General features: G+C 39.5%; 23 protein-coding genes and 1 pseudogene. 5 read left to right on the forward strand and 19 right to left on the reverse strand.

Annotated elements, in window-relative coordinates; translation table 11 throughout:
• Positions 1 to 53: 53 nt before the first annotated feature.
• From msrA to lgt, 7 genes and pseudogenes are all read right to left on the reverse strand, one after another.
• Positions 54 to 578 (reverse strand): peptide-methionine (S)-S-oxide reductase MsrA, encoded by a 525-nt coding sequence (gene msrA / locus ACTJJH_RS07395; RefSeq protein WP_004794799.1) that lies wholly within the window; start codon positions 576 to 578, stop codon positions 54 to 56.
• 100 nt (positions 579 to 678) lie between these two features.
• A complete protein-coding gene (locus tag ACTJJH_RS07400; protein ID WP_440600942.1) occupies positions 679 to 1,734 on the reverse strand; it encodes a DUF4105 domain-containing protein in 1,056 nt (351 codons plus the stop codon).
• Between the two features lie 14 nt (positions 1,735 to 1,748).
• Entirely contained in the window at positions 1,749 to 2,258 is a 510-nt protein-coding gene (locus ACTJJH_RS07405; RefSeq protein WP_003654807.1) for a dihydrofolate reductase, read from the reverse strand.
• A gap of 44 nt (positions 2,259 to 2,302) precedes the next feature.
• A complete protein-coding gene (gene thyA, locus ACTJJH_RS07410) occupies positions 2,303 to 3,145 on the reverse strand; it encodes a thymidylate synthase (RefSeq protein WP_032005162.1) in 843 nt (280 codons plus the stop codon).
• Positions 3,146 to 3,163: 18 nt separating this feature from the next.
• Positions 3,164 to 3,629: pseudogene (locus tag ACTJJH_RS07415) on the reverse strand (hypothetical protein).
• A gap of 9 nt (positions 3,630 to 3,638) precedes the next feature.
• Complete coding sequence (locus tag ACTJJH_RS07420; RefSeq protein ID WP_002115133.1) at positions 3,639 to 3,998, reverse strand: hypothetical protein; 360 nt, start codon at positions 3,996 to 3,998, stop codon at positions 3,639 to 3,641.
• Positions 3,999 to 4,078: 80 nt separating this feature from the next.
• Positions 4,079 to 4,897, reverse strand: coding sequence for a prolipoprotein diacylglyceryl transferase (gene lgt, locus ACTJJH_RS07425; protein WP_005066098.1), 819 nt, complete (start codon positions 4,895 to 4,897; stop codon positions 4,079 to 4,081).
• A 93-nt stretch (positions 4,898 to 4,990) separates the two neighbouring features.
• Between lgt and ACTJJH_RS07430 the strand changes: the two genes are divergently transcribed.
• Complete coding sequence (locus tag ACTJJH_RS07430; protein ID WP_440600943.1) at positions 4,991 to 5,770, forward strand: NRDE family protein; 780 nt, start codon at positions 4,991 to 4,993, stop codon at positions 5,768 to 5,770.
• 47 nt (positions 5,771 to 5,817) lie between these two features.
• Here the strand turns inward: ACTJJH_RS07430 and ACTJJH_RS07435 are convergent, their stop codons facing one another.
• From ACTJJH_RS07435 to ACTJJH_RS07455, 5 genes are all read right to left on the reverse strand, one after another.
• On the reverse strand, positions 5,818 to 8,010 hold the full coding sequence (locus ACTJJH_RS07435) for a PhoX family protein (RefSeq protein ID WP_440600944.1): 2,193 nt from the start codon (positions 8,008 to 8,010) through the stop codon (positions 5,818 to 5,820).
• A 205-nt stretch (positions 8,011 to 8,215) separates the two neighbouring features.
• Positions 8,216 to 10,168: a PhoX family protein gene (locus tag ACTJJH_RS07440; protein ID WP_202733134.1), complete on the reverse strand. Its 1,953-nt coding sequence runs from the start codon at positions 10,166 to 10,168 to the stop codon at positions 8,216 to 8,218.
• Positions 10,169 to 10,343: 175 nt separating this feature from the next.
• A complete protein-coding gene (gene tatC / locus ACTJJH_RS07445; RefSeq protein ID WP_032005632.1) occupies positions 10,344 to 11,114 on the reverse strand; it encodes a twin-arginine translocase subunit TatC in 771 nt (256 codons plus the stop codon).
• A complete protein-coding gene (tatB, locus tag ACTJJH_RS07450) occupies positions 11,111 to 11,548 on the reverse strand; it encodes a Sec-independent protein translocase protein TatB (RefSeq protein WP_202733133.1) in 438 nt (145 codons plus the stop codon). Before tatB ends, tatC begins: the two co-directional genes overlap by 4 nt.
• 12 nt (positions 11,549 to 11,560) lie before the next feature.
• Positions 11,561 to 11,779, reverse strand: a complete 219-nt coding sequence (locus ACTJJH_RS07455; RefSeq protein ID WP_002114991.1) for a Sec-independent protein translocase subunit TatA — start codon at positions 11,777 to 11,779, stop codon at positions 11,561 to 11,563.
• 252 nt (positions 11,780 to 12,031) lie between these two features.
• Between ACTJJH_RS07455 and ACTJJH_RS07460 the strand changes: the two genes are divergently transcribed.
• Positions 12,032 to 12,907: an AEC family transporter gene (locus tag ACTJJH_RS07460; protein WP_262440088.1), complete on the forward strand. Its 876-nt coding sequence runs from the start codon at positions 12,032 to 12,034 to the stop codon at positions 12,905 to 12,907.
• Between the two features lie 210 nt (positions 12,908 to 13,117).
• Here the strand turns inward: ACTJJH_RS07460 and rdgB are convergent, their stop codons facing one another.
• The 7 genes from rdgB to ACTJJH_RS07495 all read right to left on the reverse strand — a co-directional run bounded on the left by rdgB (position 13,118) and on the right by ACTJJH_RS07495 (position 21,575).
• Positions 13,118 to 13,744, reverse strand: coding sequence for an RdgB/HAM1 family non-canonical purine NTP pyrophosphatase (gene rdgB / locus ACTJJH_RS07465; protein WP_002114893.1), 627 nt, complete (start codon positions 13,742 to 13,744; stop codon positions 13,118 to 13,120).
• Between the two features lie 174 nt (positions 13,745 to 13,918).
• Positions 13,919 to 14,506, reverse strand: coding sequence for a tetratricopeptide repeat protein (locus tag ACTJJH_RS07470; protein ID WP_005804213.1), 588 nt, complete (start codon positions 14,504 to 14,506; stop codon positions 13,919 to 13,921).
• Positions 14,503 to 15,096, reverse strand: coding sequence for a methionine biosynthesis protein MetW (metW, locus tag ACTJJH_RS07475; RefSeq protein ID WP_001217230.1), 594 nt, complete (start codon positions 15,094 to 15,096; stop codon positions 14,503 to 14,505). The genes ACTJJH_RS07470 and metW overlap by 4 nt, the downstream gene beginning before the upstream one ends.
• The gene (metX, locus tag ACTJJH_RS07480) at positions 15,096 to 16,256 is read right to left on the reverse strand and encodes a homoserine O-succinyltransferase MetX (RefSeq protein WP_002114709.1); all 1,161 of its coding nucleotides are present in this window, start codon (positions 16,254 to 16,256) and stop codon (positions 15,096 to 15,098) included. The genes metW and metX overlap by 1 nt, the downstream gene beginning before the upstream one ends.
• A gap of 83 nt (positions 16,257 to 16,339) precedes the next feature.
• Positions 16,340 to 18,037 carry a 2-isopropylmalate synthase gene (leuA, locus tag ACTJJH_RS07485; RefSeq protein WP_005066113.1) on the reverse strand — a complete coding sequence of 566 codons (1,698 nt, stop codon included), beginning with the start codon at positions 18,035 to 18,037 and terminating at the stop codon, positions 16,340 to 16,342.
• Positions 18,038 to 18,497: 460 nt separating this feature from the next.
• The gene (locus ACTJJH_RS07490) at positions 18,498 to 19,181 is read right to left on the reverse strand and encodes a Fe2+-dependent dioxygenase (RefSeq protein WP_005066115.1); all 684 of its coding nucleotides are present in this window, start codon (positions 19,179 to 19,181) and stop codon (positions 18,498 to 18,500) included.
• A 105-nt stretch (positions 19,182 to 19,286) separates the two neighbouring features.
• On the reverse strand, positions 19,287 to 21,575 hold the full coding sequence (locus ACTJJH_RS07495) for a TonB-dependent receptor (protein WP_440600945.1): 2,289 nt from the start codon (positions 21,573 to 21,575) through the stop codon (positions 19,287 to 19,289).
• Between the two features lie 415 nt (positions 21,576 to 21,990).
• Between ACTJJH_RS07495 and tig the strand changes: the two genes are divergently transcribed.
• The 3 genes from tig (at position 21,991) to clpX (ending at position 25,543) form a co-directional block, all read left to right on the forward strand.
• The gene (gene tig, locus ACTJJH_RS07500) at positions 21,991 to 23,325 is read left to right on the forward strand and encodes a trigger factor (RefSeq protein ID WP_002114878.1); all 1,335 of its coding nucleotides are present in this window, start codon (positions 21,991 to 21,993) and stop codon (positions 23,323 to 23,325) included.
• 193 nt (positions 23,326 to 23,518) lie between these two features.
• Positions 23,519 to 24,124 (forward strand): ATP-dependent Clp endopeptidase proteolytic subunit ClpP, encoded by a 606-nt coding sequence (clpP, locus tag ACTJJH_RS07505; protein WP_002114870.1) that lies wholly within the window; start codon positions 23,519 to 23,521, stop codon positions 24,122 to 24,124.
• 105 nt (positions 24,125 to 24,229) lie between these two features.
• Positions 24,230 to 25,543 (forward strand): ATP-dependent Clp protease ATP-binding subunit ClpX, encoded by a 1,314-nt coding sequence (clpX, locus tag ACTJJH_RS07510; RefSeq protein ID WP_002114726.1) that lies wholly within the window; start codon positions 24,230 to 24,232, stop codon positions 25,541 to 25,543.
• The last annotated feature ends 81 nt before the right edge of the window (positions 25,544 to 25,624 follow it).

Here is a 25,624-nt window from a genome sequence, read left to right on the forward strand (position 1 = left end):
TAGTTTACTCAATAAAAAAGCAACCAAACTGGTTGCTTTTTTATTGTTCTGATTTATTGATCTTTCATCAGATGCTGGAATTTACTATATAGCTTGAGCAGCTTTGGTGGAATCGCAAAGTTGCAATAACCTTGTGAAGGATTCTTTGCATAGTAATTCTGATGATATTCTTCTGCTGGATAGAATGTCGGAACAGGGGACAGCTCAGTCACAATATCAAGATCGTCATTTTTTAGAGTCTGAATCGTGTGTTCCGCTGCCTGCTTTTGCTCTTCATTATAATAGTAAATAACAGAGCGGTATTGTGTGCCGATATCATTACCTTGGCGATTTAAAGTCGTTGGATCATGAGTCGCGAAGAATACATCGAGTAACTGGGAGTATGTTACTTGCTCTTCATCAAAATCAACCAAGATCACCTCAGCGTGCTGGGTATCTCCTTGACATACTTGCTCGTAGGTAGGGTTAGTCGTGTGCCCACCTGCATAACCACTCGTTACTTTTTCTACACCGCGTATTTGTAAAAATACAGCTTCGACGCACCAAAAACAGCCGCCGCCAAATAATGCCTGTTGCATTGTCTTTCCCTCTATTTCCTGCCTATTACAATAGGGTTTATGTATTTAAAATACAAAGTAAAGCATGTATAAAAAAGTAAAGAAAAGTGCATTACTTATTTCATTTATCTTTAGGTAAACCTTGTCGAACGATTTGAGAGAAGTGTTCACTACTCTGATCTGAAAGCTGTTCAAAATTTTCAGTTCTTGGGTTGATATGCGCAATTTGATACCACTGTTTTAAACTGATATTTTGATTAAGTGCTTTAAGGTCATATAAATAATTAGGTAAGTAACCGGAAGCGATTAGACGATAATCTTTAGGAAGTTCATAGGGGTTAATTGCTTGAACCATATCAAAAATTAAAGTTGTACAGTTACTCGTAAGTGTGTTGTACCACTCAGGCTTTTTGCGTAGCTCATCCGATTTCTTAAGATATTCTAAAAATAGCGCTTTTTGCTCGCTACGCGGCATATTGACTGGGAAATTATAAACCTGCTCTTTGCGGATGTTACTGCGCGTGTAGACAATATCTTTTTCATCAGAAGCAATTAAGCTCAGTTCATATTTTCTAAAAAAACCGCCAATTGCCGAAAACTCTTCAGTCTTTTCTTTACGAATCTCGATTGAGAAGACTAGTGGTTGTTGGTGTGCAAATTCGAAACTTACCAGTGTGTGAGCAATTTGTGGTCCCATCCAGTAAGAAGTAATGATATTTACTCCATTTAACTGGTTGAGGTCAAAAGTGCGGGTTTCCCATCGCACATCATAGGTTCCGTCAGGATGCCAGTTGAAGTTACGAACATTGTGCAAAGTGATCACATCACCGTGCTTTTCGTAACTCAGTATATTGGCAACTTCAGGGTTCCAGTCTCGATCTTGACGTGCAGTAATCGAAAAATACCAAACAAGAGAGCAGACAAACGCTAAAAGATAAATCAGGATATCGGTACGGCGGCTAATAATATGACCTTCAACATATAAGCCAGCCATACTGAGAGCAAAAGCAATCCAGACGCCAATGAGTATGCGGCTGCCTAACCAGCCAAAAGGTTGTTGAACCCAAAGCGCTACACATACCCAAATACTAGAGAACACAATAAACAGCGTGAATAGACTATGTAGCAGCCCAAAAAGTAGAGCAATAATAAATTCACGTGTTCCGATATTGTGCATAGGCATCCATAAAATTATTTTTTATAAGTAGCAAACTCGAATGAAGTTCCTGATTTTTCATCAACTTGCTGTTCACTTGCAGTTTTATGAAACTCACTCGGTATTGTTGGATAATGTGCATCACCTTGCACATCTAAGTCAACATGAGTAAGTTCAAGACGGTCTGCAATCGACAAGGTTTGCTTGAATATCTCGCCGCCACCAATGATGAATAAAGCTTGTTTTTCGGTATTTTTTACATCTTCTAAAGCTGCATTTAAGGCATCTTCAATTGAATACGCAACTTTAACGCCGTCAAATTGCCAGTTAATGTCACGGGTAATCACCCAATTCACACGGTTTGGTAGAGCACGGCCCATAGACTCAAGGGTTTTACGGCCCATCACGACCACACCGCCTTGGGTAATTTCCTTAAAGTGTTTTAAGTCGGCAGAAATATGCCATGGCAACGCATTGCCTTTACCAATACAGTGGTTTTTGTCCATTGCCACAACGTGGACAACTTCTACATTTTGCCATGCCATAATCTTATTCTCTAAACCGTAATCTAATGAAATTTAAGCCGTCGTTATACTGCAACTGGTGCTTTAATTGCCGGATGTGACTCGTAACCTACAATCTCGATATCTTCAAATTTGAAATCAAATAAGTCAGTTATTTCTGGATTTAGTTTCAATTGGCATAGCGGTAAAGGCTCACGTGTCAATTGAAGTTTAGCTTGTTCAAAATGGTTGGCATAAAGATGTGTATCACCACCAGTCCAGACAAAATCACCTACACCTAAACCGCACACTTGAGCAATCATATGGGTGAGTAGAGCATAACTCGCGATGTTAAAAGGCACGCCTAAGAACACGTCAGCACTACGTTGATAAAGCTGGCATGACAACTTGTTGTCTTGTACGAAAAATTGGAAGAGCGTATGGCAAGGCGGTAAGGCAACTTGTCCAGCTTCATTTGGGTTCCAGCCAGAAATAATTAAACGGCGCGAGTTTGGATTGGTCTTAATTTCGTTAATTAACCATTTAATCTGGTCAAAACCATCTTGATTATAAGTACCGTCAGCATTTTTAGTTGCGCCGAAATTACGCCATTGATGACCATAGACTGGTCCAAGTTCATGCTCTGGACGGCCAAAGCGAGCAGTTTGTTCTGCTGTTGCCCATTCGTCCCAAATTGAAACTTTATTGTCTTTTAGGTATTGGACGTTAGTGTCGCCTTTTAAAAACCAAAGCAACTCAATCACAATCGAGCGGAAGTGAACTTTTTTGGTGGTGAGTAAAGGAAAACCTTTAGAGAGATCAAAACGCATTTGATGACCAAATACAGAACGGGTTCCTGTGCCTGTACGGTCGCCTTTGTCACCGCCATTATCAAGGATATGTTGTAGTAGGTCTAAATATGCACGCATAACACTCTCGAGTTCGGATTAATTCCATAAAATAGAAGGGGAGATGGTTTCTGGATCAATAAACCGTGGAAGATAATAACATGGTTTAATGACAGGTAGGAAAGCGAGCAATAGTTTGTAATTAAAATCGTTTAGCGCGATTTTGATAAATCGAGACAAGAAAAAAGCCAATCAGTACAAAGCCTAAAGCTTGTATGAGATGACTCCATTTATGCTGAACAGGGAGCAAATACATCAAAATAATAATGATCAAAATAGGGTAGATTTTGATTAAAAGTCCCAAGCTCGATTTACCTGATGTGTTGTTTGAAAGTTTGGTATTCAAGTAATGCCCAATATGTAAACCAAACCCGAAAATAAGGCTGAGTATTGTATAAATAGGAGATAGGGCCTGAACTTGATTAGCAGCATAAACTGCAACACAAACAACAATAATGAAGATAAGTTTGATGTGACGTGGTGCGTTGTACCAATAAGCCAACATATATTGAGCCTATTTATTAAAAAGTGATTGAGGTGAAAAAATAAAAGCAGCAAGCGCCATAAAAGCGATTCCTTGCACACCCCAGATCAGCAAGTTCGGCATTGTTTTAACAAAAATAAGTGCAAATAACAGTGCGATAGGGATCCAAGTCAGCAGGCGATAAAGTAGGCCAGTTGGATTTTTTTGAGCAAAATGCAATTTAAAATAGCGACAGATTAAAAAAATAACCCCAGTTCCTGTAAACATTAGAATGGTATCTAAAGGCAGTGGTTGGTATTGATATAATCCAATACAGATCAACAGTGTAATAATTAAAATTACTAGTTTTTTAAATGTAGGGACTTGAGTGTTAAACCAGAATTCCAGCATGTCGTATCTTCATTTTTAGGAGAGTAAAAACTGTAGCATAAAAAAGAAAAGAGGAGCCGAAACTCCTCTGATTTATCATATTAACTGTTCTTTTGTGGGCCCCAGTCATAGATTTTCTTTTGGTAGGCATACCACATCATCCAAAGGCCAATCAGCAACATTGGAACGGTGAGGATCTGACCTTTAGTCATCCAGCCAAACAGAATAAAGCCTTGGTCGGCATCTGGTTGACGGAAGAATTCCATTACGAAGCGTGCAACACCGTAGCCCATTAAAAATAGGGCAGAAACCGCCATGCGTGGACGTGGTTTTGAACTAAACCACCACAAGACAATAAATAGAATTAAGCCTTCACAAATTGCTTGATAAATTTGTGATGGATGGCGTACCAGTTGTAATGGATCAGTTGGAAAGATCATACCAAATGGATAATTTGGGTCGGTTACCGCACGACCGTATAACTCTCCACCAATAAAGTTACCAAAGCGCCCAAACATTAAGCCAGTCGGTACACATGGGGCAATAAAGTCGAGGGTTTGGAACCATGTTTTTTGATATTTTTTACACCAAAATAACATCGCAATCATGACGCCTAAGAAGCCGCCATGGAAACTCATACCGCCTGTCCAGACTTGGAATAGCCAAATCGGATTTTCAAGGAATTTATCAAACTCATAGAAAAGGACATAGCCGACACGACCGCCCAGAACGACACCTAAAGCACCGTAAAACACCAGATCGGAAACCATTTCTGATGTCCAGCCATCACGCTGTTTGGCACGGTAGGAAGCAAGCCCCCAAGCACATAAAAATGCCAATAAATACATGAGTCCATACCAATGGACTTGAAGAGGTCCTAGATGTATTGCGACCGGATCGATATTAGGATAGGTCAGCATTGCTGCTCCTTGATCTTACGTTTTGACAGATTGTAGCGGAATGATGTGAAAAATGTTGTACATTCAATGTGTAAAGATAGGGAATAAGAAAAGATGTGTATTGTGGCTTTAGCATGGCATGTTCTGGATGATATGCCCTTATGTCTTATGTCAAATCGGGATGAGTTCTATCATCGACCAACAGCATTGTTACATCAGTGGCAACATACACCGATTATTGCTGGGCAAGATTTACAGTCGGGTGGGACTTGGATGGGCGTTACACCTCAAGGCCGATGGGCTGTCTTGACCAATTTTCGTGATGGACGAGATCAAAAATCATATGAAACTTCTCGGGGGCACTTAGTTCAGGCTTTTTTAGAGTCAGATTTATTGCCGATTCGATTTGCTCAACAATTAGAACAGCAGCAACAGAACTTTGCTGGCTTTAACCTGTTTATGGGAAATGCTGATCAAGCGGTTTATATGAGTAACCGTGGTGAAGCCCCGCAAGTATTAGCAAATGGTGTTTATGTGGTTTCAAATGGTTTGATGTCTGAACATTGGGAAAAAACCAGACATTTAAGAACACGTTTTACGCAAGAGTTTTTGCCTATGCTTCAGCACCAGACGGAAGAGTTAACTTTGCAACATGCTGCATGGGATATTCTTGAAGATGAACGTAAGGTCACAACTGCATTATTACCCAATACGGGCATTCAGCCAGAAATGGAAGAGTTATTGTCATCGACTTTTATTCAAAGCCCCGTGTATGGCACACGTTGTTCAAACTTTCTAAGAATGACCAATAATGAATCGCTTTGGCTGGAAAAGACTCAGCAAGGCGAGCATAGTGGGCAAATTGTTCAGCAGCAGGTTCTCTTAAATCGATGATAATAAAAATGCCGATCAATCGACCGGCATTTATAGTTATAAACGAATTAACCCGCGATCACACCGCCATCTTTACGGGTAATCACAACAGTTGCTGAGCGTGGGCGCGCAGTTTTGTTACTTGGATCTTTCTGGGTTGCTGGCCAGTTACTTTCTGGTGTCGCGTAACTTGCAGAATCTTCACCAGGGTGTTGAACATTAATGAAAATTGCTTTGTAGTCAGGTGTCATCGCAATACCTGTAATCTCACATTGCTTAGGCCCCACCAAGAAACGGCGCAAAGTTGAGTCTGTAACTTTAGCACCCACTAAAGTTTGCTGACCATTTGAAGTAGTTGCAGGAGCACCATCTCCAATCTGGCCTGGTAGCGCAGCAAGCATCATACAATTAGTGACATCAGTGTATGCGCCATCATCTGTTTGAATCCAAAGTACGCCACGTGGGTCAAACCACATACCGTCTGGAGATGACAAATCATTGTTGTCTGTTAAACCAGATAAGTTGATGTTTGAAGCCATAGATGCTTCAGCACCAAATAGATAAATATCCCACTTGAAGGTTTCAGCAGTCGTTTTGTCATCAGTTTCTTTAAAACGGATAATATGACCGTTAACGTTACCCTTTTGCTCTTTAGTGCCGTTGTAGAGGTCTGTGTAGTTACGTGGGTTTGCAGCATCGGTTGCGTAATCTTTACCACGATTTGAGTTGTTGGTTAGGGTAACATAAACTTCGCCGTTCACTGGGTTGACCGTACACCATTCTGGGCGGTCCATTTTTGTAGCACCGACTGAGTCGCCAGCCAAACGTGCAAATGTGACAACGTCCGCTTGAGATTTAAATGGGTAGGTCGTGTTGCTTTCATTTAAGCCATTTTTGCCATAGGCAAGTTCAATCCATTGACCTGAACCATCGTTATTAAACTTGGCAACATACAATTTACCTGCGTTCATGTATTTGTCGCCAGCCGCATAACCACGATTTACATCTTTGACATCCCACACTGCGGTAGAGACGAATTTATAGATGTACTCACCGCGAGAATCATCGCCCATATAAAATGCTAATGGTTGACCTGCTACGGCACGACAAGCACTATCTTCATGTGCAAAACGTCCCAATGAGGTACGTTTAACCGGATTTAGGCGAACATCAAACGGATCAATCTCGACCATCCAACCAAATGTATTTGGACCGTTACGATAATCTTGGGTAGCTTGTGCAGCTTTTACGTCGGCATTCCAGCGGTCATATAAGTCTTGTGACTCTACTTGACCAATTGCTGTTTCCCAGCCATAACGTGAGCCAGATCCTGCTTTTAAGCCATAGCGTTTCAGTGCAATAATTTCTTCTGGAGTACGTAATGCGTCATCAGTCGTACTACGAGCAAAGTAACCAATAAAGTTTTCTTCAGTAGTTAAGTATGTGCCCCAAGGCGTATAACCGTTACCGCAGTTATTATGGGTACCACGTGTTTTACGAGCAGTCGGGGAGAAGCGAGTTGCAAGCAAGGCAGAACCAGCTGCAGCACCTGCAAAATCCATTTCTGTTGATGCTGTAATACGGCGGTTAAAAATAGAATTTTTATCAATTGTTACTTTTTGAGTTGCAGCATCTTTTTTGATGTAAACAATAGAAACGCCATGCGCATTGGTTTCACGAATGACCTCATCTTCAGGGCGGCGTCCATCAACTTTTGTTGGGCCTTTTGGGTGAAGGAAAGTTTGATTGATATATTCGTGATTCATGACCAACAAACCTTCAGCTGAAACACTTTCGTCAAAGCGGTTTGTTGAAGTATTTAAGCCAAAATAATGCATACCATCATGACAGTCACCTGAACGGAACTGGAAGCTTGGGCCAGATGGAATATTATTATCGTCCCATTCGCCAAAATTAGGGTTGATTGAATCACCCAAAGCAAAAATGACATTCGCTTCATAACCTTCAGGTACAGTCACGATGTCGTTATGGTTTTTCGCAACTGCGGTAAAAGTTAATTTTTCTGGTTTTTTATTTGGATCTACAGGTGTGGTTCCACCGTTGTTAGAACCTGAATCATCATCGCTATCATTACAGCCTGTTAATGTAGAGGCTAAAGTTAACGCTACAGCACCACTTGCTGCTTTAGTAATTAAACTACGGCGACTGATGTGTTGTTCTAAAATGTCGCGGAAGTGGATATTGTCAGAAGTATTATTATCCAATTCTTGGTCTTCATGATATGGCGTCAGCTCTGTCATGGGAAATTCCTAAGTAAATAAAGAGATTGTTCTAAAATTCTTCATGAGCTTAGTTTGTGAATGTGACGAGGCGTTGACGTTTTGATGATAAGTTAATGAAAAGTTCTGTAATTTTTCATTTAATTTTCATAAAAATTAAAAGTTGAATGTAAAAATATTAAAGCTGACCTTAGCCAGCTTTAATATTTAGAGAGATTATGAAAAATTATTTAGTTGTGACTGAAGGGGCAATTGGGTCAGCTGTAATATAGCCGACGTTAGCACTATAACCATTGTTGTAATTTTGGTTAATTAATGCCTTAACATCCTCAGGTACACTACTACTGTCGCCTGGATGTTGGAAGTTGCTCATGATGTAAGTCCAACCATTGATTGAATCTACAGCATGTAAACCTGTTGACTCTGCACCTGCAGGTGTAGAAAGCAGTCGTGTTAATTCTTTGGTATCTACATTGTATGCCCACAAGAAGTTGTTCACGTGGTTACCTGAGTCTTCACCAATGAATAATGTACGTAAAGTTTCAGAGAACTTCAGATTGTCTGGGCTAGCAATTTTTTCTGGATTCGCTGTATTACCTAAACTATCTTTCGCAGCAAGATCTTCACCCATGAGTAGCATATATGAGTAAAGAGGAACCCACTCGCTATTGATTGCGCTACCTTCGTTGTCTGTAAAGCTATTACCTAACTTGTGTGCAAGCACGCCACCAGCAGTAATCTTTTTAGAGAACGCGACATTATGTCCAGCGACATAACCTTTACCGCCAATGACCATTGAATCTTGAATATTAGCTAAAGCAGAGTAAGCAACTTTATCTTTAATATTTACGTTAGTACCTTCCATCTTGGTGAACGCCATACTTGCACCTTTTAGTGCTGCATAACGATGTGTTTCCAAGAAAGCTGCTGCTTTTTCCATGCCTGGTTTAAGTTTGACCCAAAGCTGTTTCTTTGCCAAAGTGATTTCAGTATAGCTCGCATCATTTGGATTGGTTGTTAAACTTTCCATGATGTCAGTTGACTTAATCCCACCAGCAACTAAATCCTCAATTTCTTTACTAGTCGCATGGCCAAGTTTGATCCATTGAATGCTAGCAGTTGAGGTTTCAGTTAGGGTATTAATGTATTTAGCAACATAGAGCGTACCTGCCGATAAATCTTTTTCTTTATCTGCAACGAACATGAAGAAGCCACCGTTGGTGTAGTCATCTCCCATAAGTGCTGTACGGTTGTCTGGCATAACATGGATAAGTTCGTGAGAAATACGACCTAAACAATAGTGCTTTTTAATGCTACCAGTACCATCAAGGTTAACTGTTACTTCTGGTAAATGACCGTAGTTATATGGGTTTGCTTTAGTTTCATCACCAAAGAAGTATTTACCAAGATATTTTGGATCTGTACCGCCAATACCTTGATTGAATGCATCTGGCTCATATTCTTCACTCGATAAGTGAGTGTTCCAAGGCGATAAACTTGCACCACAAGTGATCCATAAGCCATGAACAGGAGCAGTATCAACATTGAAGTATTTTTTAAGCTCTAAGTGACCTGTTTTCGGGTCTTGATCTAAAGTCAAAATTGCGATTGGAGAAGGTAGTTGACCGTAAGTGTCGCCGCCTGCTTGGTCTTTAGAGTTATATTCAAATTGAACAACATGGAACACAGGGTTTGCTACGCCTTCAACTTTCGCACCTTCTAATTGAATTAAAGACGAACCATCTGGACAGTCAGAAAAGAACTGACGTTCTTTACCAGCAACCGACTTATCCATAATTGGATTGCCGTTAACATCAAAATAACCACCCGCGATAATAGTTCCACCACCGTGCTTTGGTACGCTATCGCCTGTTTTAAAGAAAGGTTTATAAGCAAGTTGGTATTCAGTACTGGTTGAGTTTTCCCAGTCAATTTTTAATTTAGAATTCACTAAAGTTGTTGCGCGATCTGCTGCAGTCGTAGGCGCAGACATTGCTGTGAATTTTGCATTTTTAAATTTGCTTGGCTGTGGTGTTGGAGTGACTACTGAGCTGTCATCACTATCATTACAACCTGCTAATGTTGCTGCCGTAGCCATCGCTCCTAATGGTAGAAAAGGAATCCCCGAAAACCATTTTAAAATTTCGCGACGCGTTGGTTGAGTAGAAGCAGTTGTCATAAGAAATCCGTAAATTTTGTGGGTATATTTGTTGAGTTGATTCTATGGACTGAAAATGACACTTTTCTTACATTTTTAAGTCACTTTGAAGACAGTTTATTGCTTTGTAGATTAAAAAGTGTTCTACATAAAAAAGCCTGAACTTGTAGGCTCAGGCTTTTTCTTAGAAATTATTTCATTCAGCAGGATGGGCTTTTCTTTTCTCAAGAATTTTACCAAAGAGCAGGCCGAGCTCAAAAAGCAACCACATTGGAATTGCTAACATCACCATTGAAATTGCATCTGGCGGTGTAATAAACATTGCAACGAAAAAGCATCCTACAATGATAAAACGTCGCTTTTCAGCAAGGCTTTTTGTATTTACCACACCGATTAAAATAAGGAGGAGCGTCGCGATTGGAATTTCAAAAGTCAGTCCAAATACTAAAAATAACTTTAAGCAGAAGCTTAGGTAGCTATTAATATCCGTCATCGGTGCAACAGTTTCAGGCGATACACTAATAAAGAAATGTAAAATTGCCGGAAGAGTAATGTAGTATGCAAAAGCAACACCCGCATAAAACAAGACAATACTACCGATGAGTAATGGTAGTGCTAAATGACGTTCTTTTTGATACAGCGCTGGACGAACAAATGACCAGATTTCATACAGAATAAATGGCATTGCCAGCACAAGTGCGACAAATAAATTGAGTTTAAAAGGCGCCATGAATGTTGCAGTGACATCGGTTGCAATCATTGACGAGGAGGTTGGAAGTTGCAGCCTCAAAGGTTCGGATAGTAATTGGTAAGTATTATTTCTAAATGGTAATAAGCAAAAAAATAAAAATAAGGTTACTCCGACAATCCTAAATAAATGACGTCGTAAAACGACCAAATGGCTCATGATTGGCATTTGGTCTAAATTTTCCTGATTATTTACAGTGGTTGAAGGCAGTTGGTTCATACGGCAATCTTCAATTTAACAGGTGATGTCTCTGAAATATCAGTTGATGATACTAAAGGCATAAATTTTCTAATGTATGGGACTTTATAATGGCCTGATATAGGAAGACATATCCGAATAGGTTGGGGCACTGATTTGGTTGCCTCAGCCTTATCTATATTTTCAGAAATATTCTGCTTTTGAATTTCTTCAAGCTGTTGTTGTACTTTACGTTCTAGTGCTTCAATGCGGTTGAGTTCTTCTTGCATTTCTTTTCGAAACTCAGAAAGACGCAACTCTTGATCAATCTCATTTTGCAAATTGGTAATATAACGTTTTAGGCGAACATACCAACGACCAGCAAAGCGTGCAGCTTCTGGAAGTTTATCCGGACCTAAAACTAAAATTGCAATAATTGCAAAACAGAGTAGCTCTGTCATTCCTACATCAAGCATGGTCGAAAACCTTTAGCTTTTTACTGATGTGCTGTCAGGTGTTTTGACTTGGGCATCAATTGTACGTGGAGTATTAAGAGCAGTAGTCTCATCTTCTTCACGAACTGATTTTTTAAAGTCTTTTACTGCACCACCTACGTCTTTACCGATATTTTTTAATTTAGACGTACCGAATAATAAAATAACGACAATTGCAAAAATAACGACATGCCAAATAGATAAACCGGCCATGATCTTATACCTCTTTTCAGTTTGCTTTATATCAACAGGTTGCCATGACAGGAATGTGACATTTATATGTCATTTTTAAGACAATGAATGACTGTCAAAACCTAAAAAGTTCATTTTATAAACTGAATATCTTCTTTTTTTATTTATACATAGTTTGAAAAGAGTCACTTAAATTACTTGAAATGGAGAGTACATTTCATTTTGAAAAGGTGTAGCATAGCAAGCTGGTTTTAATGAGCAAGAGGAGAGAGCGTGGCGCTACTACTGCCTGTATTGGCATTTATCACAGGACTTCTACTTGCTCAGACTTCCATTGCAGAAACCATAAAACCTATTCTTTCAGCTTGGCTTGCCCGCTTACTAATTCCGATTGTGATTATTTACAACATGGTATTTTATCAGCCAGGTAGTTTGAGTTTGATGCTGTTTAGCTTCGGTTCAGCATTTCTTATTTTCTTTGCCTATTTAGCTCTATTTAAAGACAGATTATTAGCGCTTTGCGTGAGTTATACCAACATGGGGTGGCTTGGCTTTCCCTTTGCCATGGCTTTATTTGGCCCTGATGCTACGGCTCCTATTGTAGCTTTATATATTGGTATGTCTCTTTTTGGAAATGCATGGGCTGTTACTGCAGTCACCACTGCACCACAAAGTAAGCTCAACATATTAAAAAAGGTTTTAACTTCTCCACCGTGTATTTCAATATTTTGTGCACTTTTACTTAGGTCGTTAGGTGCTCAACATATCGAGTATCCTGCTATACATTGGGTATATGAAGTTGCCAAGTTTGTCATGACTTTTGCTGGTATGTGTGTGCTGGGAATGTGGCTACGCCGTACCCGAGTGCATTTAAAAGACTTAATTTACAGTACAAAAGCTCAAGCATTTAAAGTAGTGTGCGGGTTTATTCTTTGTGGCTTAGCTTATAGATTTTTACCCATTCCAAATATCAGTCAGCAAATTGGAGTGATGTTTTTAATGTTCTGTCTGCCGCCAGCAGCCAATATTGTAGCGTTAGAAACACATTATCAAGGGACGGGAAGATCGGCGGCTTATATTGCTTCAGGGACGATTGTGAGTTGTGTTTTTATTGCGATTTATGCGGTATTTTTGCATTTTTATTTCTAAGGACGATGGTTAGACCAGACGGCCTTTGAATAGTGGTTATATGCTTATTTTGTGTATGTAGGCAATATTTACTTTTGTTTCGTCAAAAGTAACAAAACCATTTGTCGAACTAACGACACATCCTTGATGTCGCAGTTCGACAGGCGACATCCATGTCGCCTAGCACGATAGCAAGTGGCTTTAACGTTAAACTAAAACCGATATGAAGTTTTACTTCTGTAAGCTCTCTTTAAATAACTGCATCGCTTGCCCACGATGACTAATCTTATTCTTGTCTTCTTTAGACAATTCAGCGCTAGACACTTGTAGCTCAGGCAACCAGAACAATGGGTCATAACCAAAGCCATTTTCACCACGTGCAGCTTCTAAAATTTCGCCGTGCCAAATGCCTTGGAAAATTTGTGGTAAAGGATCTTCAGCATGAGTAACTAAAGCAAGTACGCACACAAACATACCTTCAATTACTTCACCATTCTTACGGTAGGGTAAAAGGTCATTTAATAATTTGGCATTGTTGGCTGCATCGTCACCATGTTCTCCAGCATAGCGTGCTGAATAAATACCAGGTGCGCCGCCTAAGACTGGTACACAAATACCAGAGTCGTCAGCCATAGCAGGTTTACCTGAAATTTTAGAGGCATGACGAGCTTTAATAATGGCATTTTCAATAAAGCTTAAACCATCTTCAATTGCATCAGGAATATTAAGGCGACCTTGAGGAATAATTTCTACTGGTAACTTAAGCTGTTCAAAAAGTTTTTCAAACTCTGCGACTTTACCTTTGTTATTGCTGGCAAGAACTAAACTGCCCTGATCAAACCAATGTGGGGTAGACATAATAAAACCAAACTTTATAGCTAATATCGAACGTGAGTTATGTTACGTGTTTTTTAAGAGGGGATATAGAGGGAAATAAATAGAATATAAAATGGGACAACCTAAACTAAAGCCACCTTGTAGAGCATACAAGGTGGCTTTAGTCGAGTAAGGTTTTTTACGGATGAACCGTTATTATTGTGCTTGAATCCATTTGTCCGCACGGTCACGTGCTGTACGGATTTGTTCTTGAGTTAAGTTTGCTGCTAGAGCAGTTTTCTTACCTTCAGATAAGCTAATCACTTTATTGTCGAGCATGCCATCACGAGTTGAAAGCTCATACCATTGGTAAGCACCAACGTAGTTTTTCTTTTGCTCTTCCATCATCGCAAGGTTATAGCTTGCACGGTTATCACCATTGCTTGCTGCTTTTTCAAAGTATTTACGAGCCATAGACTCATCTTTTTTAACACCAATACCATCGGCATACATGCGGCCTACGTTTAATTGTGCTGGCGATAAACCTTGATCCGCTGCTGCTTTAAACCATGCGAAAGCCTGTTTGTCATCTTTTGCTACATCTTTACCATATTGATAGTGTGTACCAAGATAAAACTGTGCGCCTGCTTGACCAGCTTTTGCTGCTTTCTGAAGATCGTTAATCCCCATTGTTGAAAAACGTGCAGCCTGACTCGCAACCGATTGTGGCTGGGCGATATAATCTGCATGAGCCTGCATACTTAGCAGTCCTGCAAATAGTGTGCTAAATAATGTCTTTTTCATAGTGCACTCACTCGATAAATAGCGACTTCACCAAACAAATTAGGAACATGTTTGCTTAACAGGCTTCCCTGCTGATTTCCATTGACGGCGAGTCGATTAATAATTTGTATCTGATTTTCAGCACATAGTGCTTCGAAATCTTTAAATGTACATAAATGAATGTTGGGGGTGTTATACCACATATATGGTAGAGCATCCGATACAGGCATCATTCCTTTTAATGCAAGAAAAGAGCGAGTCTTCCAATGTGCAAAGTTTGGAAAAGTAATAATTGCCTGCTTACCCACACGCACCATGTCTCTTAATAAAACATCGGGTGCATCTACGGCTTGCAAAGCTTGTGCCATAACCACATAGTCAAAGGACTGGTCTGCAAAGCGGCTTAAGCCGAGATTCAAATCTTGTTGAATAATATTTAACCCGCGACTGACGGCAATTGCAATCTTTTCTTGATCAATTTCTAAACCATAAGCACGAATTTGATGCTTTTGGCTCATATGAGCGAGTAATTCACCGTCACCACACCCTAAATCGAGTACGCTTGAGCCGGGTTTAATCCACTTTTCTGCCAGTTGTTGATCAATACGCATTAGCTTGCCTCCAGTGACGTCGATTTCAAGTGTTCTTCACCGCCTAAGAAAGCGCGCATGGTTTTGACATACAGTGGAATCGGGAATAAGAAGGAGTCATGACCTTGTTCAGCATCAATGTCGAGATAACTTACAGGCTTATGATTGGTAATAAGCGCATCTACAATTTCTTGTGAGCGACTTGGTGCAAAACGCCAGTCAGTTGTAAATGAGACAATCAAGAACTGACATTTAGTTTTGCCCATTGCTTCAGTTAAAGAATGGCCGTATTCACGAGATGGGTCAAAGTAATCTAAAGCTTTAGTCATGATCAGATAGGTATTGGCATCAAAGTTACGGCTGAACTGTTCACCTTGATAACGTAGATAGCTTTCGACCTGAAACTCGACATCAAAACCGTACATAAATTTGCCAGATTTTAAATCACGGCCAAATTTTTGTTTCATGGCTTCTTCTGAAAGATAGGTGATATGACCTACCATGCGAGCCAGAATTAGTCCGCGTTTCGGATAACTATCATTTTCTAAATAACGGCCATGATGGAAATCTGGATCAGACAAGATTGACTGACGAGCAACCTCATTAAATGCAATATTTTGTGCTGAAAGCTTTGGTGCACTGGCAATAATCACACATTTTTGTAGGCGGTCAGGGTAGTCTACGGACCATTGTAGTGCTTGCATGCCTCCTAATGATCCACCGACCACTGCATACCAGACATCTACACCCAAACGGTCAGAAAGCATGGCCTGAGTTTTAACCCAGTCGCGTACCGTTACTAATGGGAAATCAGGTCCATAAGGGCGATTGTCATTTTCAGGATTTGGTGAGGTCGGGCCAGTTGAGCCATTACAGCCACCAATATTATTTAGCGAAACTACAAAAAACTTATTCGTATCAATTGCCTTACCCGGGCCAATACAACTATCCCACCATCCAGCTTTTTTATCATCTTCGTGGTGATAACCCGCTGCATGATGATGTCCGGAAAGAGCATGACAGATTAAAATTGCATTTGATTTATCAGCATTTAAAGTGCCGTAAGTTTCGACCATTAGTTCAAAACGTGGCAAAACACGATCACATTCAAGGTGTAATGGTTCTTCAAATTGGAACTTTTGCGGAGTGACTAACCCCACTGAATCAGCTGGAAAAGACACGGGAACATTTCGCCTTTTAAATCTTTCAGGAATAAAAAGAAAGGATACCAAGCTAGGTATCCTTTCCAAAGTCTTTTTTTTAATTAAACAGCGGCAGCAACAACCTGATCTGTACTTAAAACACCTTGATCAATCAAACGGTTGGTACACGCAATAATTGCTTCGATTGACGAGGTGACTGTATTGTCATGAACACCAGCACCAAATGAACCTTTACCTGTACCTTTTACTTGAAGTTCAATTAAGGTTAATGCTTTCGCATTTGCACCTGAACTAATACTACGTTCTTCATAGTTCAATACGTCAATTGGTAATTGAAGTGCATTTAAGAACGCAGAGATTGGCCCGTTACCTTCACCACGAAGTTGTTGTGTTTCACCTTCGACATCAATATCAAGTTCGATAATCTGAGTACCATTAATGTCAGATAACTTGTAGTGTTTGACTGTGTAATGATGATTCTTCACATCAACATACGCATCTTTAAATAACGTCCAGATTTCTTTAGCGTTAATTTCTGTACCGTTCTCATCAGCATATTGTTGAACAACCTGACTGAATTCGATTTGCAAACGACGTGGTAATACAACGTTGTAGTTTGATTCTAATAAATAAGCGATACCACCTTTACCAGACTGACTATTTACACGAATTACAGCATCGTAGTCACGGCCCAAATCTTTCGGGTCGATTGGTAAGTAAGGCATATCCCAGATTTCTTCGTTTTTCTGGTACTCGAAGCCTTTTTTGATCGCATCCTGATGTGAACCAGAGAATGCAGTAAATACCAAGTCACCTGCATATGGATGACGAGGGTGTACAGGTAAACCAGTACATTCTTCAACCGTTGCAATCACTTCATTAATATTAGAAAAATCTAACTCTGGCGCGACACCTTGGGTATACATGTTCAATGCAATTGCTGCAACGTCAACGTTACCTGTACGTTCACCATTACCGAACACACAGCCTTCAACACGGTCAGCACCTGCCATAATGGCAAGTTCTGATGCAGCAATACCACAGCCGCGGTCATTGTGGCAGTGAACAGAAATAATTACACCATCACGACGTGCCAAATTACGATGCATCCATTCAATTTGGTCTGCATAAACATTTGGTGTAGAAACCTCGACAGTCGCTGGCAAGTTTAAAATAACTTTATGATCTGGACGTGCATCCCAGATTTCTGTGACGGCATCACAGACATCTTTAGCCACTTCCAATTCAGTTGCAGAGAAACATTCTGGGCTGTATTGGAAAATCCAGTCTGTTTGAGGATATTGAGCTGCATACTCTTTAACTTTTTGAGCAGCATTAATTGCTAATTGTTTTGCGCCATCAACATCTACATTCAACACCTTTTGACGGAAGGTTGGAGAGTTCGAGTTATAAATATGTACAATCGCTCGTTTAGCGCCTGCCAAAGATTCAAAAGTACGTTCAATTAAATGGTCACGTGCTTGAACCAAAACTTCAATGTATACGTCATCAGGAATATGATTTTCTTCGATCAACATACGAGTAAAATCGAAGTCAATTTGAGATGCAGAAGGGAAACCGATTTCAATATGTTTAAAACCGATTTTCACAAGCATTTTGAACATTTTAAATTTTTGTTCCATGTTCATCGGTTCAAAAATTGCTTGGTTACCGTCACGTAAATCCGTACTCATCCAGATTGGCGCTTTTGTAATTTCGTTATTTGGCCATTGGCGATCTGGTAAATCCACACGCTGGTACATACGGCGGTATTTTTTGCTAGGGTCAGCCAACATCATGAGAAAACTCCTTGTCTCGTAGCGCGGTTGCTCTGGATATATTTAAAAGGCAACGTCTCTACTTAATATATGGTATCTAATTCAGAAAAATTAAAGGGAATTTCAAAGTGCTGCTTTAAAAAGCAGACAAAATTTTTATACGCGCGCTTGGCGCAGCATCAGGAGTTGCAGATGATGTCTTGCTTGAGTAGGCGGGGCAAACAAGTAATTCGTTTTCATCTCTAGACCGTAGAATAATAAGTTTGATGGTTTGCGGGGGTAATCTTGATATTTAGATATATCACATCTAAACAATGATTACACCTTGTGCAAAATTCTTATCATAATTTTAGTTAAATAGTTTAGAAAATAATTTTCTAATTTTGCGCTATTTTATTTTTTATGGAAAATTATTTTCATATTCTTGCCTTTTTAAGGAAAAAAAGTTTGTTAAGAATTAAAAAGGCAAAAATAAATATAGTTACAGTTCTGACCACATACGAATTAAATTATGATAAATGTTGGTGAGCTTCATGACTTCTGGGTAGTTATCGCCGTGTGATTTGCGTAGTTCTCGAATGCTCTCATCAAGATTAAATAAGAGATGGCGTTTACTATCGTCTCGAACCAGACTTTGTACCCAGAAAAAAGAAGCAAAACGAGTACCAGAGGTAATACTGCTGACTTCATGTAGGCTAGTAGAAGGGTAGAGCACCACATCACCTGCCGGTAATTTGACTTCGTGATAACCATAAGTGTCTTCAATCACTAGGTCACCACCTTCATATTCATCTGGTTCACTTAAAAATAATGTACAAGATAAATCAGTGCGTAGCTGTTCAGAAGTTCCACGGATAAGGCGAATCGAGTTATCTACATGGAAACCAAAGCTTTCATGTTCATCATAACGATTAAAAAGCGGTGGAATAATTTTGTGGGGTAGGGCTGCGGCCTGAAACACTGGATTTTGCCAAATTGCTTTGATGACAAGTTCACTTAAATGATGAGTAAGTGGGTCCTCTTCTGAGAGTTGCTGATTTCTTTTCACTGAAGCAGACAAGGTGCCGGCAGTCACTTTCCCACCTACCCAATTGGCGTCCTCCATGAGCTTACGAAACTCGGCAACTTGCTCTTTGCTTAAAACACTGGGGATATGATGAATCACGGCAAACACCTTTTAAGATATATTCTATTTGTAAAAATAGCCTCATGATGAGGCTATTTTATAGAAAACTAAATGAAATCCATAAAAATATTATGGGATTTAGGATTAATATTTAAAGTTAATTGCTAACACTGCGTTACGACCTTCACCCTCATTTGCATAATGAGCTGCATGGGCACTAGTAAAGTAACGTTTGTCAGAAATATTATTAACATTTAATTGTAGATCTACATTTTCATCAACTTTATACTGAACCATTGCATTGTAAATAGTGAATGCAGGTAAGATTTTGGTTGAAGTCAATGCGGTATTTGGATTTGTGTTTGCATACACTTGGTCACGGTATTGTGCACCTGCGCCTACGGTTAGTTTTGGTAGAACTTTATAAGTGGTCCATAAGCTTGCACTATTTTTTGCAACGAATGGTAGAGGTTTGCCTTCTTGAGCAACAGCATTGTAGGCAGCTTTTTCAACTTCACTATCAAGATAGCTATAACCTACAGCCATTTCCCATTTATCGGTAATATGACCAGTTAAACCAAGCTCAAAACCATCAACTTTACTTTCACCAGCATTGGTTGTGGTGTTTGCATCAACTGCAATACGCGTATTTTGCTTTTCGGTACGGAAAATTGCGGCTGTAACATTCGCGCGATTTTCCCAAAGGCTCCATTTTGTTCCCACTTCATAAGTACGAGCTTTTTCTGGATCTAAAGCCTGATTCGATGCAGACAGGCCATCAATATCAGCATCCATACCTACTGGGTTAGCAGCGGTAGCATAGCTTGCATAAATACTGCCATGTTCAGTTGGACGGAATACTACGCCAGCTTGATACGAGAAGAAATCAGAGTCATTGGTATACACAGTTCCAGCAGGCGTAGTAGTGCTGCCACTTACGTAGTCCTTATTGAACTTTAACTCTGAATCGAATTTATCCCAACGCGCACCTAAATTGAGCAACCAGTATTTATTGAATTCAATGCTATCTAAAGCATAAATAGATACTGTTTCATTGGTTGATGTTCTTTGTTTTGGATTCGTTGTTAATGAACCTAACCATGGAGCATTCCCAGATGGATTTGTTAAACTGGTACACCACCCATCATTATTTTTACACGTATTATCAAAGCCAGTTGTCGTTGTTCCCTTATAACCAGGGTAGATGATGTTATATGAGCCACGCTCAGTCTCTTCACGACTATATTCAGCACCTACATTAAAACTATGTGTAAGCTGACCAGTTTTAAGTTTCCCGGCTAAAGATAGTTGATCTGTGAACGCTTCTGTTTCACGAATAGATTGTGTAACACGGCGCCAAACTTGATTTTTATAAATGTTGCTCTTAGAGTCATCTGGGTTAGTGTAGATATAGTCTGCTTTAGAGCGGCTATAGCTTGCTGTGTTACTAAGTGTTAGATCATCATTAAAGTCATGTTCTAACTTCAATGAGCCAATATGGTTTTCGCGTTTGTCGAAATCACGCGCTTTCCAACCATAATATGCTCCTTGCTTAACAGTGACAGGCTTACCATCTCCTTTTTCTGCACCAGCAGGAACATTTGATTTCGGTGTACCATCATTATTAACAAGGTTTGGGTTATTGAATGGAATACCTGAATCAGGTTCATCATTACTTTTTAAGAAGTAATAGCTTAATGTAGCTCGGTTTGCAGAACCTAAGCCGAGCGCTAGGCTCGGTGCAATACCAACACGAGCGTATTCGGCTCCATTACTTTGACCAGGTTTGTCATTTTCATGGCCCATAACAACAACACGGCCAGCAACACCATTGCCAAAGTCTTTGTTGGCATCAAGCTGAATATGACGGTAGTTGTCTGTACCACCCGCAACAGATCCTTGATAAACATTACCTTCATGGGCAATTTTTGGAATAAGGTTAATGCTGCCACCAATCCCGCTTCCCCCAGTTAAAGCAGAGCTTGAGCCCTTGATGACTTCAACTTGTTCAATCGCAAACATGTCACGAGTTTGAGCTGTTGCATTACGAACACCATCAACATAAATAGAAGATTGGCCGTTATAACCACGAATATAAGGAATATCTGTATATGGAACGCCGCCTTCACCAGCACCAAGTGTAATACCTGGTTCATTGCGTAGAGCTTCGAGTAGGGTATTTGAATTCGTTTCTTGAAGTAGCTTTTGGGAAAGAATTGACACCGATTTTGGCGTATCTTTTAGCGGAGCTACAAATTTCGCGTTCGCAGACTGATCTATTTTCAATGATTCTGCTTGATTTGCTTCAGCATGCACATTAATAGTTTTTAATACTTCAACTTGTTCTTGTGCGATAGCAGCGGTTGCTATCACAGAGAGAGAAGAAGCAATTGCAGACGATACAATTTTCTTGCGGGTTTTGATGAAAGACATAATTTCAGGACTTTAAATCATAAAGGTTATGCGAATAATAATAATTCTTATTTATATGTACAGTTTGTGTTAATTGGATTTGTCGATAGAATTGTGAAGGAAATGTGAAAGGTTGGATGGGTTTTAGTATTAAAAAATAGCTAATTATTTGATTGTGTTTAATTGTTTTAAAAAGCGATAAATTTATGAAAAATGATTGTAAATTTAGATTTATAAAGAATAACTAAAAAATTAGTTTTACTTAAGTACTTATGAAAAATATTTAAAGAATCATAAAATTACTGTGAAATTTACTAGAATAATGTCCTTCACTTACATGAAGTGATCGGTTAATTTTGTATATCTTGAAAGTTGTCATATAATACAGCACTTTTTTAAAAACTGTTCCTACTAACTAATTTTTATCGAGGAAGCCATGCAAGTAACGACTGAAGCGGTTTCGGGCGTTGCCCGTCGTTTAAATGTGTCTGTACCGACGAGCCGTATTAACGAGCAATTTGAAGCTCGTTTGAAGCGCACTGCCAAAACTGTGAAGATCAACGGCTTCCGTCCAGGTAAAGTACCTGAAAACGTTGTTCGTCGCGAATACGGTGCAAGCATTTATCAAGAAGTTGTAAATGACATCATTCGTGATAGCGTTTTTGAAGCAATTCAACAAGAAAAAATCAATGCGGTAGGTATGCCGAACATTGAGAAAGTTGAACATAAAGAAGACGCTTTAGTTTTTGAAGCAACTGTAGAAGTTTATCCAGAAGTTGAAGTAAAAGCATTTGACGGCTTAGAAGTTGAACGTAAATCAGCTGAAATCAAAGACGCTGACGTTGACGCTATGATCGAAAACTTGCAAAAACAACGTCAAACTTGGGCTGTAACCAAGGGTATGGCGAAAAAAGACATGCAAGTGACTTTTGACTTTGAAGGCACTATCGATGGTGAGAAGTTTGAAGGCGGTTCTGCTGAAGACTTTAAACTTGTGTTAGGTTCAGGTCGTATGATCCCTGGATTCGAAGATGGCATCATTGGCATGAAAGCTGGTGAAGAGAAAGTAATTGACGTTACTTTCCCTGAAGATTACCAAGCTGAAAACTTGGCTGGTAAAGCAGCTCAGTTCAAAATCACTGTGAAGCAAGTTGAAAAATCTAAACTTCCAGAAATTGATGCTGAATTCTTAAAAATCTTCGGTGTAACTGAAGAGGAAGGCGTTGAGAAGTTAAAAGCTGACGTTCGTAAGAATATGGAACGTGAAGTTCGCAATGGTTTACGTAACCAAGTTAAACAAGCTGCTTTTGATGCTCTTGTTGCTGCGAATGAAGTTGAAGTTCCAACTGCAATGGTTGCTCAAGAAATTGACCGTCAACGTCAACAAATGGTTCAACAGTTCACTCAACAATTTGGTGGTGCAGGCGCGCAATCTTTTGACAAGAGCATGCTTCCTGACGAATTGTTCAAAGAACAAGCAGAGCGTTCTGTTAAGCTTGGCGTATTGGTAAGCAAAGTTTTAGCTGATGCTAAACTTGAAGTTGATCAAGCTCGCGTTGATGCTTACATTGACGACATGGCTTCTTCTTACGAAGATCCAACTGAAGTGATTGAATACTTCAAAAATGATGCTCAACAACGTGCTCAAATCGAAGCAGTTGTATTAGAAGATCAAGTTGTTGATCACATCTTAGCTGGTGCTAAAGTGACTGACAAAGCTGTATCTTATGATGACTTATTGAAAGAACAACAAGCTCGCCGTATGGGCTAATCTTTTAAGAAGTCAGAAAAAGGCGCCTGAGGCGCCTTTTTTGTTTTTCTTTATGTGGTCAATTAGAGTGCGGCATTAAGTACTTAGGTATAAATAATATAATATTTCAGTGCGAACCTTTTGCAATTTGAGAAATTATCCCGCATATTGTTGCCATAGGTTAAGTCACAAAAAATTTAGGAATAAATAACGTATGTATGTTCCAACAATTGAAAATGCTTTAGTTCCTGTTGTGGTTGAACAATCTTCTCGCGGCGAACGTTCTTTTGATATTTATTCACGACTTTTACGTGAGCGCGTCATTTTTTTGACAGGTGAAGTTGAAGATAACATGGCAAATCTGATTGTTGCCCAAATGTTGTTTTTAGAAGCTGAGAATCCTGATAAAGATATCCACCTTTATATCAACTCTCCAGGTGGATCTGTGACAGCGGGCATGGCCATTTATGACACGATGCAGTTTATTAAGCCTGATGTCGTGACATATTGTATGGGTCAAGCTGCTTCAATGGGTGCATTTTTATTAAATGCGGGCGCTAAAGGCAAACGCTATTGTTTAGAAAATGCCCGTGTCATGATTCATCAACCATTGGGTGGTTTCCGTGGTCAAGCATCGGATATTGAAATCCATGCGCGTGAAATTCTCTTTATTAAAGAACGTTTGAACCGCTTAATGGCAGAGCACAGTGGTCAAGACTATGAAACCGTTGCTCGTGATACTGACCGTGATAACTTTATGACAGCCCAAGCTGCTAAAGAATATGGTCTGGTTGATCAGGTGTTAAGTAAGCGTCCATAAGGACCTTCTTATATAAATAACTTGAGATGTTGAAAAAGATCTCCATTTAGTTATTTATGCAGTGCATCTTGCCCTAATATTTAAGATTCTATTTGTGGAGTGAATATGTCCGAACATCCTCAAGGACAAAAACATTGTTCATTTTGCGGTAAAACGCAGTCTGAAGTCGGGAAACTGATTGCAGGTGAGGACGCATATATTTGTAATGAATGTGTGGATGTCTGCTTAGACCTTGTACAAACCAGCCAACAGGTTGAAGCAGGTGACTGGGCGAGTAAGGCATTGCCAAAACCACATGAAATACGTGCTGCGCTTGATCAATATGTTATTGGTCAAGATCTTGCCAAAAAGACATTATCTGTTGCGGTTTATAACCATTATAAGCGCTTAAAAGTTGGTCATAATGGCCATGTGTCTAAAGAAGTAGAAATTGCTAAAAGTAATATCTTACTGATTGGACCTACTGGCTCAGGTAAAACTTTACTTGCGCAAACATTAGCTCGCCTTTTAGATGTTCCATTTGCGATGGCAGATGCAACAACATTAACCGAAGCGGGTTATGTGGGTGAAGATGTTGAAAATATTGTGCAAAAGCTTTTGCAAAAAGCAGACTACGATGTAGAGAAAGCTCAGAAGGGCATTATCTATATTGATGAGATTGATAAGATTACTCGTAAATCTGAAAATCCATCAATTACGCGTGATGTGTCTGGTGAAGGTGTACAACAAGCATTATTAAAAATGATTGAAGGTACAGTTGCTTCGATTCCGCCTCAAGGTGGTCGTAAGCATCCACAGCAAGAGTTTATCCAAATTGACACCTCAAATATCTTATTTATTTGTGGTGGTGCATTTTCTGGTTTGGAAAAAATTGTACAACAGCGTCAAGAGAAAGGCGGTATTGGTTTTACAGCTGACGTTAAAAACAAAGATGAAACCAAAAAGCTTGCTGAATTGTTCCGTCAGGTTGAGCCAACTGACTTAGTGAAATTTGGTTTAATTCCAGAATTCATTGGTCGTTTACCAGTGATTGCGACACTTGAAGAGCTAGACGAAGAAGCTTTAATGCAAATTTTGACTGAGCCAAAAAATGCATTAACACGCCAGTATCAATATCTTTTCACTATGGAAAATGTTGATCTGATCTTTGAAGATTCTGCATTACGTGCTGTTGCTAAAAAAGCGCTTGAACGTAATACGGGTGCGCGTGGTCTACGTTCTATTATGGAAAATGTACTGCTTGAAACTATGTATGATTTACCAAGTCGTACAGATGTTGGAACAGTCATTATTAATGAAGCAGTTATTAATGGTGAAGCAGAACCTGTTTATCAAGCTGAACGCCAACCTAAAGAAGCTGCAACGCATGAAAGTGTTGCTAAGGCAGATTTAAAGGTTATTGATTCGAAGTCTGCATAGATTTCATTCATCTAAAAAGCATGAATCGCGTTAGTGATTCATGCTTTTTTTGTTTTCAATTTATATGGGTAGTGTTAATCT

It is taken from the genome of Acinetobacter sp. 22301, assembly GCF_052045285.1.
Taxonomy (GTDB): Bacteria; Pseudomonadota; Gammaproteobacteria; order Pseudomonadales; family Moraxellaceae; genus Acinetobacter; species Acinetobacter pittii.